Genomic DNA, 15,411 nt, shown 5'->3' with positions numbered 1-15,411 from the left:
TCCTCACTGGATGGTCTGGAAGGCCTGCTCGCCGACAAGCTTGCGGCGCAGCCAGGCGGAAAACTGGTCGACGACGATGATGGTGCACAGAAGCAGCAGCACGATCGCGAGCGTCTTGGCTTCATGGCCCTGGCCGATCGAAAGCCGAAGCAGCTCGCCGATGCCGCCGCCGCCGACAGCACCGATGATGGTCGAGGCGCGCACGTTGATCTCGAGCCGCAGCAGGAAATAGCTCATGAAGTTCGGCATGACCTGCGGCACCATGCCGAACCAGACGCGCTCGAACCAGTTGGCGCCAACCGCCTTCAACCCTTCATCCGGTTTCATGTCGGCATTCTCGATGACCTCGAAGAACATCTTGCCGAGCGCGCCGATCGTGTGGATCGACACGGCGATGATCGCCGGAATAGGCCCGAGCGAGAAGACGGCCAGGAAGAAGCCGGCGATGACGACCTCGGGAAAGGCGCGCAGCAGTTCCATGATCCGGCGCGCGGTGCCGCGGATCCACGGGTTCGTCATCATGTTGCGGGCGGCGAGAAACGACAGGCAGAAACCGATCAGCAGGCCGATCAGGGTTGACAGGATGGCGATGTTGACGGTCTCGACCATCTTGTGAATGTATTCGGGTATGTAGAGCGTCTCGGTGATATAGAGACGGCCCTCCGGATAGTTGTATTTCATGCTGCCGTCGTCATAGGGCGAGGGCAGGTCGAAAAGAGCGCGGAAAACCTCCATGCCGTCGCGCGGCAGGAGGTCTTCGATGAAATCGAAGAAGTACGGGATACGGTCGAAGAACTTGCCGGAATTGGTTTCGTTGGCGAACCAGAGCGAGCCGCTGACCACGACAAGAAACAGTCCCAGGCCGAAGAGGGAATAGAGGCGCCGCTTCGCCGCGAGCTGTTGCCAGTGCCGCTCGACGAGCGAACCGTTCTCGCCCAGCAAAGGCGTTGTCGAAAACGTCATGTCTTTCCCCTTGCGGCAGGACAGGCGAGCCGGCTCGCCCCAAGAAAAACGCCGGACGAGCAGTCGTCCGGCGTTTCCTGTTCATGGCTGCGGATCAGCCGCCGATGGTGGCCTTGCGGGCGTCGATGATCGGCTTGTAGAAGTCGACGTTGACTTCGGTGAAGCCGGCGAAGTCACCGCCCTGGATGGCCGAGAAGCAGGCCGGGTCAGACTTCGGCAGTTCCATCATGAAGGTCTTGAACTTGGTCTTCATGTCTTCGTTCATCGAAGCGCGAACGACGACCGGGCCGTTCGGGATCAGCGGGGACTTCCAGAGTTCGACGAGGTCGTCCATGTTCAGGATGCCCTTGTCGACCATCTTCTTCAGGTTGCCCGAAGTGTAGCCGTCCTTGAACTCGCCAACGCCCGAACCCCAGGTGGTGCCGGCAACGAAGGTGCCCTTGAGGACTTCGAGGACGAGGTTCTCATGGCCGCCGCCGAAGCCGGTCTCGCCGAAGAATTCCTTGACCGGGCCGCCGACGGCTTCCGGAAGGGTGACCAGCGGTACGAGGTAGCCGGAGGTGGAATCCGGGTCAGCGAAGCCGAGCTTCTTGCCCTTCATGTCTTCGAGCTTGGTGATGCCCGAGTCCTTGCGGGCAACCATGATCGAGTAATAGCCGGTCGAGCCGTCGGTCTGGACGGTGGTCAGGATCGGCTCGACGGCGTCGGCCTTGGCGAGATGCACCTTGGCGAAGGCCGAGGCGCCGAGTTCGGCGTAGTCGAGCGTGCCGCCGAGCAGGCCCTGGACGACGCCGTCATAGTCGGCGGCGGGGAACAGCGAGACCTTTTCGACGCCGAGAACGGACGGCAGCTTTTCGGTCATGCACTGGAAGTTGCGCAGGCGGTCGGCTTCGTTTTCGCCGCCGAGAATGCCGATGCGGAATTCCTTGAGATCTTCGGCAGCGGCGACGCCGGCGAGCGACACGAGCGCCACGGCGGCAAGAAGGGTCTTCTTCAGCATGAGTTTCTCTCCTGTTGTCCGGGCGGGCCGGAACCTTTTCTGATCAATGAAGTGCCCTTCACGCGGGCGGTCGATCGTCGTGATCTCAGGCCTCGGCGACGGCCAGGGTCCTGAAACCGGGGGATGCGGGAGCGCCGGACAAGGCCGCGGCGCTGGGGATTCGGATGCTTGTCGAGGTCATGCTCTCGTCGATGCCGGCGCCATGGCTGTCCGAGCCGTAGATCTCCCGGACCGTATCGGCGGTCAGCTGGTCCGGCGTGCCGTCGAACACGACGCAGCCCTGCGCCATGCCGATGATGCGGGAGCAGTAGTTGCGCGCCGTGTCGAGCGTGTGCAGGTTGGTGACGACGGTGATGCCTTCGCGCTCGTTGATGTCGCGCAGGGCATCCATGACGATCTTGGCATTAAGCGGATCGAGCGAGGCGATCGGCTCGTCGGCCAGCACGACCTTCGGCCCCTGCATCAGGGCGCGGGCGATCGCGACGCGCTGCTGCTGGCCGCCGGACAATGTGCCCGCCGGCTGGAGCGCGGTCTGCTCGATGCCGAGGCGCTCGAGCGCGGCGATCGCCATGATCCGCTCCTCGCGCGAGAAGATGTTGAGGATGCTGAGTGCGGTCGGGCGATGGTTGAGACGGCCGAGCAGCACATTGGTCAACACGTCGAGGCGCGGTACCAGGTTGAACTGCTGGAAGATCATCGCGCAGTCGCGCTGCCAGTTGCGCAGGCCCGCACCCTTGAGGGCCGAGACCTCGACGTCGCCGAAATGGATCGAACCGGACGTGGGATCGACCAGCCGGTTGATCATCCTGAGCAGGGTGGACTTGCCGGCGCCGGAGCGACCGATGACGCCCACCATCTCGCCCGGTTCGATGTCGACATTCACGCCATCGACGGCGACATGCTGGCCGAACTTGCGGGTGACATTCTTCAGCTGGAATTTCATGTCTGTTCTTTCGACGTCATGTCCGTGGGGTCGGAACAGGCTTTAGCGAGCACCCATGAAGCACGAATGTCAGATTTGTGTAGGAAATGTAAAATCGTGTAAGATACTGAAGAAAAACGACGATCAGGAATATTTCTCGACGAATTCCTCAGCCTCCAGGGCCCGGAAATCGCCGAGCGCGGCAAACAGCCGGTCGTGGTCCCAGTCCCACCACGAAAGCCTTTCCATGCGGGCGACCGTGTCCGGCGCAAAGCGTTCGCGGATCAGTCTGGCCGGAACCCCGCCGACGATCGTGTAGGCGGGGACGTCCTTCGAGACGACGGCGCCGGCGCCGATCACCGCACCATTGCCGACGGTGACGCCGGGCAGCACGGTTGCGCCATGGCCGATCCACACGTCATGGCCGATCGTGACGCGGTTTTCCCTGCGCCATTCGAAGAAGTCGTGATCGTTCTCCGCGCCATCGAAATAGTCCGCGGCGCGATAGGTGAAATGGTGCAGCGTCGCGCGCCAGGTCGGGTGATTGGTGGCGTTGATGCGCACGGCCGCCGCGATATTGGCGAACTTGCCGATCTGCGCGCACCACACCGAGCCGTCCTGCATGATGTAGGAATAGTCGCCCATGACGACCTCATCCAGGCGGCAACGCTCGGAGACCTCGGTGTAGCGGCCGAGCGTCGAATTCGACACACGGGCGCTTTCGTGGATGTACGGCTCAAGCCCGAGTTTCCTGCTCATGCGGCGACCTTCCGCGGCGAGAACTGCGAAACGTCGAGAACGCGGTCGGCGACGGCCTCGCGCACTTCCTCGTCGTGGAAGATGCCGAGCAACGCCACGCCGGCGGCCTTCTTGGCGCGGATCATCTCGACCACGACGGCGCGGTTGGCGGCATCGAGCGAGGCTGTCGGCTCGTCGAGCAGCAGGATGCGGTGATCAGTGATGAAGCCGCGGGCGATGTTGACGCGCTGCTGCTCGCCGCCGGAGAAGGTGGCGGGCGGCAACTGCCAGAGATCGCGCGGCAGATTGAGCTTTTCCAACAGTTCCGCGGCGCGCTCGCGCGCCTGTTCCGCAGCAACGCCGCGGGCGACCAGCGGTTCTGCGACCACGTCGATGGTGGCGACGCGCGGCACGGTGCGCAGGAACTGGCTGACATAACCGAGCGTGGCGCGGCGGACTTCCAGCACGGAGCGCGGATCGGCGCTGGCGATGTCGATGATGCGGTCCTTGTGCTTGATCAGGATCTGGCCTGCATCCACGGCATAATTGCCGTAGAGCATTTTCAGGATCGAGCTCTTGCCGATACCCGACGGACCGCCGAGCACGACGCATTCGCCGGAGGCGACCGAGAAGGAGACATTGGCGACCACCGGCAGGCGGAGGCCGTCGCGCAGGTGCATGGTGAAGCTCTTGGAGACTTCCGAGACGACGAGGGGCGTGGCCATGGGGATTTCCTCTTGAGGCTTCAGACTTGCAGGATCGAAGAGACGAGCAGCTGGGTATAGGGCTCGCGCGGGTCGTCGAGGACGCGGTCGGTCAGGCCCTGCTCGATCACATGCCCGTCCTTCATCACCATCATCCGGTGCGACAGCAGGCGCGCCACCGCGAGGTCGTGGGTAACCACGATGGCTGACAGGCCGAGGTCGTTGACGAGGCCGCGCACCAGGTCGAGCAGGCGCGCCTGCACCGAGACGTCGAGGCCGCCGGTCGGCTCGTCCATGAAGACGAGGCGCGGGCCGGTCACCAGATTGCGGGCGATCTGCAGGCGCTGGCGCATGCCGCCGGAAAAGGCGCGCGGCTGATCGTCGATGCGGTCGGTGCTGATCTCGACGCGTTCCAGCCAGTCGCTGGCCGTGCCGCGGATATTGCCGTAGTGCCGGTTGCCTATGGCCATCAGCCGCTCGCCGACATTGGCGCCGGCCGAAACCGTCATGCGCAGCCCGTCGGCCGGGTTCTGGTGGACGAAGCCCCAGTCGGTGCGCATCAGGAAGCGTCGCTCGGCCTCGCTCATGTGATAGAGGTCGCGGTAGCCGCCGTCGCGCATGTGGTATTCGACGCTGCCGGTGGTCGGCATCAGCCGGGTGGACAGGCAGTTGAGCAAGGTGGTCTTGCCGGAACCCGACTCGCCGACGATCGCCAGCACTTCGCCGGGCCAAAGGTCGAAGGCGACATTGCTGCAGCCGATGCGCTTGCCGTAGAATTTTGAAAGGTCGCGGACCTTGAGAAGCGGCGTGTCGCTCATTCGGCGGCCTCCTTTGCCACGCCCAGATGGCCCACGTGGCCATGCTCGCGGCGTTCCTCGCAGTGATCGGTGTCGGAGCAGACGAACATGCGCCCGCCCTTGTCGTCGAGAATGACTTCGTCGAGATAGACCTGCTCGGCGCCGCAAAGCGCGCAGGGCTTGTCGAAGGTCTGGATCTCGAAGGGATGATCCTCGAAATCGAGGCTCACCACTTCGGTGAACGGCGGAACCGCGTAGATGCGCTTCTCGCGGCCCGCGCCGAACAGCTGCAGCGCCTCCGACATGTGCATCTTCGGATTGTCGAACTTCGGCGTCGGCGAGGGGTCCATGACATAGCGGCCGGCAACCTTGACCGGATAGGCATAGGTCGTGGCGATGCGGCCGTTCTTGGCGATGTCCTCGTAGAGCTTGACGTGCATCAGGCCGTATTCCTCGAGCGCATGCATCTTGCGCGTCTCGGTCTCGCGCGGCTCGAGGAAGCGCAGGGGTTCCGGAATTGGCACCTGGTAGACCAGCACCTGGTTTTCCTGGAGCTTTTCTTCCGGAATGCGGTGGCGCGTCTGGATGATCGTCGCTTCCCTCGTATGGGTGGTAACGGCGACATTGGCGACCTTCTGGAAGAAGGCGCGGATCGAGACGGCATTGGTCGTGTCGTCGGCGCCCTGGTCGATCACCTTCAGCACGTCTTGCTGGCCGATGATCGAGGCGGTCACCTGCACGCCGCCCGTGCCCCAGCCATAGGGCATGGGCATTTCACGCGATGCGAAGGGCACCTGGTAGCCGGGGATGGCGATCGCCTTCAGGATCGCGCGGCGGATCATCCGCTTGGTCTGTTCGTCCAGATAGGCAAAATTATAACTCGCCAGACCTGAATACTGCGAAACTTCCTGCGTCATCGGGCGTTGTCCTGGATCAGAAGGAGGTAGTGGATATGGAAATCAGTGTCATGCTCACGATCATTGTTACGGTCATGATCGCCTCGACCGTCGGCAGCGCTTACTGGTTCAACGAACAGAACCGCGATTGAGTGAAACCCGGTCATTCCGCCGCCTCGGCGTGGCTGGCCTGGCCATTGCGCCGGGACGCCTCGAACTCGCCCCGCATGCGGCGCACCAGATCGAGCTCGGCCTGGAAGTCGACATAGTGCGGCAGTTTCAGGTGCTCGACGAAACCGGTCGCCTGCACATTGTCGGAATGTGAAATGACGAATTCCTCGTCCTGCGCCGGGGCGACGATGTCCTCGCCGAACTCGGTGGCGCGCAGAGCCCGATCGACGAGCGACATGGCCATCGCCTTGCGCTCGCTCTGGCCAAACACCAGGCCATAGCCCCGCGTAAACTGCGGCGGCGCCTTGGCCGATCCCATGAACTGGTTGACCATCTGGCATTCGGTGACGCGGATGTCGCCGAGAGAGACGGCAAAGCCGAGTTCTGCAACGTCCAGCTCCACTTCGACTTCGCCGATGCGGATTTCGCCGACGAACGGATGGGTGCGTCCGTAGCCGCGCTGGGTCGAATAGGCGAGCGCCAGCAGAAAACCCTCGTCGCCGCGGGCAAGCGCCTGGAGCCGCGTGTCGCGTTCCATCGGAAATTCGATCGGCTCGCGGGTGATGTCGCCGGCGAGGTGATCCTCGGGCATGTCGCCGTCCGCCTCGATCAAGCCTTCCTCGGCCAGAATTTCGGAGACGCGCATCACCGCCTCGCAAAGTGGTTCCTTATGCGCCGGCTGGGCAACCGCGCCGTCTTCGAGCAGCGACGTGTCGAGCAGGCGATGGGTATAGTCGAAGGTCGGTCCCAGCAGCTGGCCGCCGGGCAGGTCCTTGTAGGTCGCCGAAATCCGCCGCTCGATCTGCATGCGGCCGGTGTCGAGCGGCACGCTATAGCCGAAACGCGGCAGGGTGGTGCGATAGGCGCGCAGCAGGAAGATCGCCTCGATCATGTCGCCGCGCGCCTGCTTGACGGCGAGAGCCGCCAGCGCCCGGTCGAACAGCGAGGCTTCCGCCATGACGCGATCGACGGCGAGGCCGAGCTGTTCGACGATCTGGTCGATGGTCAGCGCCGGCAGTGAACGGTCGCCGCGCCGACGGTCGGCCAGCAGTCGATGTGCATTGTCGATGGCGGCTTCCCCGCCCTTGACGGCAACATACATGGTCTCAAACCTCCTTGGGCGTGATCTTGCAGGTGCGCGGCAGGCCGAGCATCTGGTGACCGGCTGTCAGCACGACGTCGACGCCGCGCGGAAAATGGGCGCGATTGTCGGCCCATTGCCGCAGGAACATCTCGGGCAGGCCGAATGGTGCGATGGCCGCGCTGTTTCGGATGCCGGGGCCGGAGAGCGTCAGCGCCGGGCCCTTGTCGAGGCTCGTCACCTCCAGCACGATGGTCGTCGAGCGATCGGGATATTCCTGGGTGCCGGTGGCGAAAAGACCGAAGGAGGAGAACGCCGCGCCGGCCTCGGCAAAGGCGAAGCGTGCTTCCGATTTTTCCCGGGTGAGGGGCGCGCCGGTGTGGAATCCGATCCACTCAGCCACTGGCGACTTGGCAAGGCCGGGCGTCAGCCAGACCGGCGTGTCGTGGTCAAGAAGCGTCAGCGCGATTGCACCGGCGGCGACGCCCATCGGCTTCGGCGGTTCGACCTCCGGCAGGATGGACTGGATTGTTCCTGGCCGGGACAGGCAGTCCATCATCATGCGGAACACGCTCTGGGCCTGATGCACAGGTTCGGCGAAACCGCCGGTCAGGGCTTCGATCTTCGGGTTCATCAGTCCTCTCCCCGCACCATGGTGAAGAAGTCGACGCGCGTTGCAGCCACTTCCTCCGTTTTCTTCTGCTTCTCGTCTGCAATCCGTGTCGCGACCGGCTGCAGCAACTGTGCCTCGATCAGGGGGCGATGCGCCGGGTCCTGCCAGAGCGCGTCGAAGACAGCCGCGAGTTTGGCGCGCTTGAGATTGGCGCCGAGCACGTGGCCATGCCCCACCAGGCCATTGTCCAGCCGCACGGTCGCCCGGCTCACCGTGGCTTCGCCAAGGTTGAAGGGCGCGCCGCCGCCGCCGATCCGTCCGCGCACCATGACGAGCCCGATCTCCGGCCCGCGCAGCATCTGCATCTCGGGCTGTTGCGGCAGGGCGTCCCACACGCGGGTCAGGTCCTGGATTTCGGCGCGCGCCAGCAGGTCCACGACGCGCTTGCGCTCGGGCTTCTGGATTTCTGCGTTTTCCCGTCTAGCTTCCATTGTCAGGCCTCAAAATGTCTAGTAATATAGACAACCATACAAGTTACTCTATGGCTAGCAATCGGGCGTGACAAGCGTGTGACATGACACAGCAGAAATCGATGGAACGACAAAAGGGCGTGGCGCTATGGCGCCAGATCGCTGACCGCATCCGCGCCTCCATTGCGCAAGGGGACTTTGACGCGACGGGCATGGTGCCACCCGAAACGCAGCTTGCCGAACAGTTCGGGGTCAATCGTCACACGGTGCGAAGCGCGCTGGCGGCGCTGGGTCAGGAAGGGATCGTGCGCGCCGTGCAGGGGCGTGGCACGATGATCGACCGGAAGGACAAGTTCACCTTCCCGATCGCCAGGCGCACCCGCTTCACCGAGGGCATCGGCGATCAGGCGAGGGGCCTTGAGGGGCTGCTGCTATCGTCGGTCCTCGAGGCTGCCGGAACCGACTTGGCGAAATGGCTGGCGCTGGAGCCACAGACCCAGGTCATTCGGCTCGACGTGCTGCGTAAGGCCGACGGCCGGGCTTTGTCGCGCTCGACCGTCTGGTTTCCGGCCGGGCGTTTCAAAGGCATAGACGAGGCGTTTCGCCGGACGGGATCGGTCACCCGCGCACTGCGCGAATACGGCGTGGATGACTATCTGCGGGCGGTCACGGAAGTTTCCGCCACCCATGCCGAGCCCGACGACGTCGCGCAACTGGCGCTGACGCCGGGCGCGATCGTGCTGGTCACCCGCGCGCTCAACACCGACATGCAGGATCTGCCGATACAATACGCGGTCACCCGGTTTCCCGCTGACCGCGTCGAGTTCACCATCACGAATTGATGGATTGAGGGCGCCTCAGTGCGCGCCCGACATGTCGCCCAGGACTTCCTTCGACGCCACGGTCGAGTCGGCCTTGAGCTTGTAGACCATCGGCACGCCGGTCGCGAGGTTGAGCTTGAGGATCTCCTCCTTCGACAGGCGGTCGAGCACCATGACGAGCGCGCGCAGCGAATTGCCGTGCGCCGCGACCAGCACCGTCTCGCCCCGCAGGACGCGCGGCAGGATTTCCGTCATGTAATAGGGCCAGACGCGGGCGCCGGTGTCGCGCAGGCTCTCGCCGCCCGGCGGCGGAACGTCGTAGGAGCGGCGCCACACATGCACCTGCTCCTCGCCCCACTTGGCGCGGGCGTCATCCTTGTTGAGGCCGGAGAGATCGCCGTAGTCGCGCTCGTTGAGCGCTTCGTCGCGGATCGTCTCGAGGGTCGGCTGGCCGACATTGTCGAGCACGATCTGGCAGGTCCTCTGGGCACGCGACAGCGCCGAGGTGAAGGCGATGTCGAACTTGATGCCGTAGTCGGCAAGCGCCTTGCCGCCGGCATTGGCTTCCTGCACACCGAGCTCGGTCAGACCGGGGTCCTTCCAGCCGGTGAACAGGTTCTTCAAATTCCATTCGCTCTGGCCGTGGCGCACGAGCACAAGGGTACCACTCATCGGAAAATCCTCCGCATTGATGTCAGATGGAAGAAGACAGCCCGAGCACGTCGAGCATCGAATAGAGACCGGGTTTCTGGTCGCGCGCCCAGAGCGCCGCCTTGACCGCGCCGCGCGCAAAGATCGAGCGGTCGCCGGCGCTGTGGCTGAGCGTCACCAGCTCGCCCTCGCCGGCGAGAATGATCGAGTGTTCGCCGACCACCGAGCCGCCGCGCAGCGTGGCAAAGCCGATCGAGCCGGTCTCACGTGCGCCGGTATGGCCGTCGCGCACCCGAACCGAATGGGAGGCGAGATCGACGCCGCGCCCGCGCGCCGCCGCTTCGCCGAGAAGAAGCGCCGTGCCGGAGGGTGCGTCGACCTTGTGCTTGTGGTGCATTTCCAGCACCTCGATGTCCCAGCCCGCCGCATCGAGGGCGCGGGCGGCCTGTTGCACGAGCACCGAGAGCAGGTTGACGCCGAGGCTCATATTGCCGGATTTGACGATCCGCGCATGGCGGGAAGCCGCCTCGATCCTGGCGTCGTGCACCGGCAGGCAGCCGGTGGTGCCGATCACGTGGACGATGCGCGCCTGCGCCGCGAGCCCGGCATATTCAGTCGACGTCTGCGGCGAGGTGAAGTCGATCACGCCATCGGCATCGAGGAAGGCTGCAAGCGGGTCGTCGGTGATCGCAACCCCGATCGTGCCGAGGCCGGCGATCTCGCCGGCGTCGCGGCCGATCAGGTTCGAGCCCTGCCGCGCGACGGCAGCATGCAGGACGACGCCTTCGCTCGCGTGGATGACGCGGGCGAGCGTCTGGCCCATTCGGCCCCCGGCCCCCACCACGACAAGTTTCATAGCATCCTGCATGGCAATCGGCTGTCCTTAGATGAAGTCGTCCGTGGCGGCGGTGGGTTGCAGCTGGTTCAGGCGAGCGTAAAGCCCGTCCGGACGCTGTGCAAGCTCGTCATGCGAGCCTTCTTCGGCGATCGTGCCGGCCTGCATGACGATGATCTTGTCGGCGCGCCGGATGGTCGACAGCCGATGCGCGATGACGACCACGGTGCGGCCGGTCATGGCCTCGTCGAGGGCCTTCTGCACCGCGGCCTCGGATTCGGTGTCGAGCGCCGATGTCGCCTCGTCGAGCAGCAGGATCGGCGCGTTGCGCACCAGCGCGCGGGCGATCGACAGCCGCTGGCGTTGGCCGCCGGACAGCGTCACGCCGTTCTCGCCGACCGGCGTATCGTAGCCGAGTGGCTGGGCGAGAATGAAGTCGTGCGCATAGGCAAGCCGTGCGGCTTCCTCGATCTCGGCGTCGGTCGCTTCCGGCCGGCCGTAGCGGATGTTGTCGCGGATCGAGCCTTCGAACAGATAGGGCTGCTGCGAGACATAGGCGAGGTGCTTGCGCAGCGACGCCTTGGTGACGTCGGCAATGTTCTGCCCGTCGATCAGGATCTCGCCCTCGAGGGGGTCGTAGAAGCGCGGGATGAGGGTGATCACCGTCGACTTGCCGGCGCCCGACGGCCCGACCAGCGCAGTGGTCTTGCCGCCCTCGGCGACGAAATCGATGCCCTTGAGCACCGCTTCGCCATTGCCATAGGCGAACTTGACGCCGCGGAATTCGATGCGCGCCTCGGTCACCTTGAGATCGGCGGCGCCGGTCTTGTCGCGCTGGTGGGTCTGCATGTCCAGGATTTCGTAGATCATCCGCGCATTGACCACGGCGCGTTCCATCTGCACCTGCAGCTTGGCGAGCCGCTTGGCCGGCTCGTAGGCCATCAGAAGTGCTGCGACGAACGAGAAGAAGGCGCCTGGCAGCACGCCGCCATAGATCGAGCGGAAGGCGGCATAGGCGAGCACGCTGGAAATCGCCACGCCGGCAAAGGTTTCCGTCAGCGGCGAGGTGCGTTCGCTCAGCCGCGCGATCCGGTTGGAGCGCTTTTCGGCAGCCGCGATCGTCGCCTGGACCTTGCGCTCCAGCTCCTCTTCCATGGTGAAGGCCTTGACGATGGCGATCCCCTGGACCGTCTCCTGCATCGCGCCCAGCACATGGCTGTTGAAGATGACCGATTCCCGGGTCGCGCTGCGCAGCCGCTTCGACAGGTAGCGCAGGGCGTAGAGGAGGGGCGGGGCCACGACGAAGACGATCAGTGTCAGCACCGGATCCTTGAACACCATGACCCCGACCAGCGCGATGAGCGTCAGCAGGTCGCGCGCCGTCGAGGTGACCGTGAGGTTCAGGACGTCGCGGATGCCGTTGATGTTCTGGCTGATCTGGGCGGCGAGATGGGCCGAGCGGGATTCCGTGAAGTAGCCGAGCGACAGCGTCATCAGGTGCGAGAACAGCCGGCGCTGGTAGCGCGCCACGATATTGTTGCCGATCTTCGACAGCGTCACCGCCTGGCCGTAGCCGGCAAAGCCGCGCAGGATGAAGGCGGCGAGGATGGAGCCGCAGATCAGCAGGACGACATCGGCCCGCTGCTTGGCAAAGGCTTCGTTGACCACCGCTTCCATGATCCAGGCGGTAAACGCGGTCGTCAGCGCAACCGTCGCCAGACAGAGAATGGCAAAGGCATAGCCGCGCACGTGATCGCGGCCGTTTTCCGCGATGATGCGTTTGAGCACCGATGTTACGCTTGTCGAGCTGACCGGTGTCTTGTGTGTCCTGCTGGCGTTCAAGAAAGGACATTCCCCGTGGAAATGGGCCATGGCGGGCGCCATTGGCCCGCGCTGGCCGCTCTATAGCCAGTCGGACGCCGTTTGGCCAGTGTCAATGCGAGCGCAGGCAGTGGCCGCCGCTCATCGGCGCCAGCGCCGTCCCTCGGTCGCGAGGCCGAAATTGCCGGGAGTCCGCGCAAAGGCGGCAAGCCCTGAAAGGGCGGCGAGCGGATGGGTGACGACAAAGGTCGGGATCGCCTTCATCAGCCCGTTATGAGGCGCCTTGTCCTCGAAGGCCTGACGGAATTCCGGCCGCTTGAGGGCCGGGATGATCTTCTGCGAGATGCCACCGGAAAGGAACACGCCGCCGCGTGCCATGAAGATCAGCGCGAGGTCGCCGGCAAGCCTCCCGAGATAGGTGACGAACAGGCTCATCGTCTGCTCGGCCTGGGTATCGGCCCCCGAAAGGCCGGTGGCGGTGATGTCGGCGGGGATGGTGAATTTCGGCTCGATGCCGTCGGCGAGGCAGACCGCGTGATAGATGTTGACGATGCCGCGGCCGCACAGCAGTTGCTCGGCCGAGATCCGTCCCTCGATCGGCGTCAGGTGCGGGAAGATGGCGAAGTCGCGTTCGCTGCGCGGGCCGATATCGACATGGCCACCTTCGCCGGGAACCGGAAACCAGGTGTGCTGGGCGTGTACCAGGCCGGCGACGCCGAGCCCCGTGCCGGGTCCGAGCACGACACGCGAGGCGATCGGGCTGGTCCTGCCGGCGCCGATCGGCTCGCGGTCCTCCTCGGAGAGCGATGCGACGGCCAGCGCCTGCGCCTCGAAGTCGTTGACCACCATGACGTCGCCGAAGCCGAGATCGGAGATCATCGCCTTCGGCCTGACCACCCAGTCGCAATTGGTGAGCGGGATCTCGTCGCCCTTGATCGGTCCGGCAATGGCCAGGATCGCCGAGCGTGGCTGCACCGAGGTCTTGTCGAGCACGGTCACCTGGATCGCCTCGTCGATCGTGGCGAAATCGGCGGTATGCACGATCGGAAAGGCCTTCGGCTCGGCATAGGCGTCGATCAGGATCGAGAAACGGGCATTCGTGCCGCCGATGTCGCCGATCAGGATCGGAAAGGTCAGCTGGTCGTTGTCGTTGGGCTTGGGCATGTCCGGTTCCGTTGAGGCCGCGGCGGTCGGGGCGGTTGGCTCAGTTGGCGTGGGTGTTCATCAGGATTTCGGCCGTGGCACGGTTGAGCGCCATCGGTATGTCGTAGACTGTCGCCAGTCGCATCAGCGCCTTTACATCGACATCATGCGGCATGGATGTCAAAGGATCGACAAAGAAAATCAGCATGTCGACCTCGCCGGTGGCGATCATCGCACCGATCTGCTGGTCGCCGCCGAGCGGGCCGCTTTTCAGCCGGGTGACATCGAGATGGGGACAGGCCGCCTGGATGCGGCCGCCGGTCGTGCCCGTGGCGACGATCCGCCACCGGGCCAGAACCGACTGGTGACGATCGGCGAAATCCGCCATGTCGTCCTTTTTCTGGTCATGCGCAATCAAAGCGATGCATCGGGTCATGGTCGGTACCGGCCTGATTTAAATCGATTTGATTGCCTTCTAACCCAGGATGGATCGCTTGAAAAGCCTGTCGGCTGTGCGTTTGTCGGTATCAATAGCCGGCGGGGCGCGGAAGCGGGATCGGCACCACGTCCGGTAGTTCGGGCATCTGCGCGGTGATCGCGGGAACGGCATCGTTCGGGTTCGCCGGCGTAGCGGCCAGGGCGGAGACGGCGGTTGCGCCGCCGAAGGTCGCCGCCATTTCGCTGTCGGGCGAGGGCGCCTGCAACACCACGGCGCAGGCCTTCGGCATGTCGGAGAGCTGCATCGGCCGGGGCGGCTTCGGCGGCTTGGCGTTCGGATCCTTCTTCGGCTTGGCCCAGGGCTCGTCGGTGAACCACCAGGCGAGCGACTTGTCGCAGCCATCGCCGGCCCCGACAGCCGCCTGCGACTTGCAGCCCGCAGCGCCGTCCGGGCATCCCATGCGGATATGGAAATGCGCGTCGTGACCATAGATCGGCCTCACCTTGCCGAGCGCCGAGCGGTCGCCGGTCCAGGTGTCGCAGAGCTTTTTCTTGATCGCCGGATTGACGAAAATGCGCTCGACCTCCGGATAGCTCGCCGCCAGCATGATCAGCTTGGCATGGGCCGGCGTCCAGCGCTTGGTATCGACGGTGAGAAACTTGTTCTCCTTCAGCATCGAGGTGAAGGGCATGTCCTCCCGCTCCTTGGCCGAGAGCCTGCGGTCGGGCATCGGCGTCAGCCAGATGTCGGCATCGAGGCCGATCTGGTGCGAGGCGTGGCCGGTCAGCATCGGTCCGCCGCGCGGTTGTGACACGTCACCGATCAGGATGCCCGGCCAGCCGACGCCCGGCGCATCCCTGGACAGCCGTTCGAGCAGCGAGATCATCTGCGGATGGCCCCAGCGGCGGTTGCGCGAAAGGCGCATCGCCTGCCAGGTGGGCCCGTCCACGGGAATGGCGACCGCACCGGCGATGCAGCCCTTGGAATAAAAGCCGTAAGGGGTGGGTGCCGCGCGGGAAGGCAACTTGATCCCGCCGAACAGCTGCTTGGCCGCCGCGCCCTCTGCCGAGGCTCCGCCGGTGGTCGCCGCGATGAGCCCCGCCGTGAGCGCCAATCCCTTTGCCAGAGCCCTGAAACCTTTAGCCATCATCATCGTCATGCCGTCTTCCGCCGCCTCGGGGATCGCCCGTCTCGTCCGGGTGATTTGCCGTGAAGATACTCTGGAACGGGATTTTGGTGAATCCGTGTTTTCCGGCAGCCTGTTTGCCCCTTGCATGAGGCCGGTCTGTTTTTTGCCGCGGTTTGGCTTATTGTTCTTCGTATCCACAAAAAAACGAGGGGTGATT

17 protein-coding genes are annotated in these 15,411 nt (G+C 64.6%); 1 reads left to right on the top strand and 16 read right to left on the bottom strand.

The features are described 5' to 3' along the window. Positions 1 to 3: 3 nt before the first annotated feature. From phnE to phnG, 10 genes are all read right to left on the bottom strand, one after another. Positions 4 to 963, bottom strand: a complete 960-nt coding sequence (gene phnE / locus L867_RS0113595; RefSeq protein WP_028737401.1) for a phosphonate ABC transporter, permease protein PhnE — start codon at positions 961 to 963, stop codon at positions 4 to 6. A 94-nt stretch (positions 964 to 1,057) separates the two neighbouring features. Continuing rightward, complete coding sequence (gene phnD, locus L867_RS0113590) at positions 1,058 to 1,963, bottom strand: phosphonate ABC transporter substrate-binding protein (RefSeq protein WP_028737400.1); 906 nt, start codon at positions 1,961 to 1,963, stop codon at positions 1,058 to 1,060. 85 nt (positions 1,964 to 2,048) lie between these two features. Then, the gene (phnC, locus tag L867_RS0113585) at positions 2,049 to 2,906 is read right to left on the bottom strand and encodes a phosphonate ABC transporter ATP-binding protein (RefSeq protein WP_028737399.1); all 858 of its coding nucleotides are present in this window, start codon (positions 2,904 to 2,906) and stop codon (positions 2,049 to 2,051) included. Between the two features lie 123 nt (positions 2,907 to 3,029). Next, positions 3,030 to 3,644, bottom strand: a complete 615-nt coding sequence (locus tag L867_RS0113580) for a DapH/DapD/GlmU-related protein (RefSeq protein ID WP_028737398.1) — start codon at positions 3,642 to 3,644, stop codon at positions 3,030 to 3,032. Beyond that, on the bottom strand, positions 3,641 to 4,348 hold the full coding sequence (phnL, locus tag L867_RS0113575; protein WP_028737397.1) for a phosphonate C-P lyase system protein PhnL: 708 nt from the start codon (positions 4,346 to 4,348) through the stop codon (positions 3,641 to 3,643). Before phnL ends, L867_RS0113580 begins: the two co-directional genes overlap by 4 nt. 20 nt (positions 4,349 to 4,368) lie before the next feature. After that, positions 4,369 to 5,145 (bottom strand): phosphonate C-P lyase system protein PhnK, encoded by a 777-nt coding sequence (gene phnK, locus L867_RS0113570; protein WP_028737396.1) that lies wholly within the window; start codon positions 5,143 to 5,145, stop codon positions 4,369 to 4,371. After that, positions 5,142 to 6,041, bottom strand: coding sequence for an alpha-D-ribose 1-methylphosphonate 5-phosphate C-P-lyase PhnJ (locus L867_RS0113565; protein ID WP_028737395.1), 900 nt, complete (start codon positions 6,039 to 6,041; stop codon positions 5,142 to 5,144). The genes phnK and L867_RS0113565 overlap by 4 nt, the downstream gene beginning before the upstream one ends. Before the next feature lie 142 nt (positions 6,042 to 6,183). Then, positions 6,184 to 7,293, bottom strand: coding sequence for a carbon-phosphorus lyase complex subunit PhnI (locus L867_RS0113555; RefSeq protein ID WP_028737394.1), 1,110 nt, complete (start codon positions 7,291 to 7,293; stop codon positions 6,184 to 6,186). Between the two features lie 4 nt (positions 7,294 to 7,297). Continuing rightward, a complete protein-coding gene (gene phnH / locus L867_RS0113550; protein ID WP_028737393.1) occupies positions 7,298 to 7,906 on the bottom strand; it encodes a phosphonate C-P lyase system protein PhnH in 609 nt (202 codons plus the stop codon). Further along, entirely contained in the window at positions 7,906 to 8,376 is a 471-nt protein-coding gene (gene phnG, locus L867_RS0113545; RefSeq protein ID WP_037173393.1) for a phosphonate C-P lyase system protein PhnG, read from the bottom strand. The genes phnH and phnG overlap by 1 nt, the downstream gene beginning before the upstream one ends. Before the next feature lie 83 nt (positions 8,377 to 8,459). Here phnG and phnF point away from each other — a divergent pair, with 83 nt between their 5' ends. After that, the gene (gene phnF, locus L867_RS0113540; RefSeq protein WP_028737391.1) at positions 8,460 to 9,197 is read left to right on the top strand and encodes a phosphonate metabolism transcriptional regulator PhnF; all 738 of its coding nucleotides are present in this window, start codon (positions 8,460 to 8,462) and stop codon (positions 9,195 to 9,197) included. A 15-nt stretch (positions 9,198 to 9,212) separates the two neighbouring features. On the opposite strand, the gene L867_RS0113535 is transcribed toward phnF, so the two are convergent. The 6 genes from L867_RS0113535 to mepA form a co-directional block, all read right to left on the bottom strand. Continuing rightward, positions 9,213 to 9,848, bottom strand: coding sequence for a 2,3-bisphosphoglycerate-dependent phosphoglycerate mutase (locus L867_RS0113535; protein WP_028737390.1), 636 nt, complete (start codon positions 9,846 to 9,848; stop codon positions 9,213 to 9,215). 22 nt (positions 9,849 to 9,870) lie between these two features. Then, entirely contained in the window at positions 9,871 to 10,695 is an 825-nt protein-coding gene (dapB, locus tag L867_RS0113530; RefSeq protein ID WP_028737389.1) for a 4-hydroxy-tetrahydrodipicolinate reductase, read from the bottom strand. Positions 10,696 to 10,710: 15 nt separating this feature from the next. Further along, complete coding sequence (locus L867_RS0113525; protein WP_104368119.1) at positions 10,711 to 12,534, bottom strand: ABC transporter ATP-binding protein; 1,824 nt, start codon at positions 12,532 to 12,534, stop codon at positions 10,711 to 10,713. A 90-nt stretch (positions 12,535 to 12,624) separates the two neighbouring features. Beyond that, positions 12,625 to 13,647 carry a glucokinase gene (locus tag L867_RS0113520; protein ID WP_028737387.1) on the bottom strand — a complete coding sequence of 341 codons (1,023 nt, stop codon included), beginning with the start codon at positions 13,645 to 13,647 and terminating at the stop codon, positions 12,625 to 12,627. Positions 13,648 to 13,687: 40 nt separating this feature from the next. Continuing rightward, on the bottom strand, positions 13,688 to 14,062 hold the full coding sequence (locus L867_RS0113515; protein ID WP_037173390.1) for a methylglyoxal synthase: 375 nt from the start codon (positions 14,060 to 14,062) through the stop codon (positions 13,688 to 13,690). Between the two features lie 91 nt (positions 14,063 to 14,153). Beyond that, a complete protein-coding gene (gene mepA / locus L867_RS0113510) occupies positions 14,154 to 15,224 on the bottom strand; it encodes a penicillin-insensitive murein endopeptidase (protein WP_051438977.1) in 1,071 nt (356 codons plus the stop codon). Positions 15,225 to 15,411 lie beyond the last annotated feature (187 nt).

The sequence above is a fragment of the Paenirhizobium selenitireducens ATCC BAA-1503 genome, assembly GCF_000518785.1.
Lineage (GTDB): Bacteria > Pseudomonadota > Alphaproteobacteria > Rhizobiales > Rhizobiaceae > Allorhizobium > Allorhizobium selenitireducens.
Note: the sequence above shows the minus strand (reverse complement) of the source record. Positions and strands in the feature narration are given on the sequence as shown.